Annotated in this window: 1 protein-coding gene; it reads right to left on the minus strand. The window is 46.1% G+C overall.

What is annotated here, in order from left to right; translation table 11 throughout:
- On the minus strand, positions 1 to 177 hold a 177-nt coding region (locus C6N31_RS46835), incomplete at its 3' end, for a cupin domain-containing protein (protein WP_368860213.1).
- Between the last annotated feature and the right edge of the window lie 29 nt (positions 178 to 206).

The raw sequence follows: 206 nt of genomic DNA on the forward strand, positions 1-206 counted from the left end.
GTCCATGTAAGAGTAACCGTGCTTTTCACGAATCTGCTTCAGCTCCTCGTCTGTTTCATAGTTCTCAGCATCCAGTCGCCAACTAAGCACTCCCAACCCAGCAAGTTCACCCAGAGAAACATATTCCTTTGGATTTTTGTGATGAGGCAGCCTTTGGTCTTCCTCATTATCATCCATGTACCATGCCTGTAAGACTTCTTCTCGTG

Origin of the sequence: Streptomyces fildesensis, assembly GCF_016107395.1 — a bacterium.
Lineage (GTDB): Bacteria > Actinomycetota > Actinomycetes > Streptomycetales > Streptomycetaceae > Actinacidiphila > Actinacidiphila fildesensis.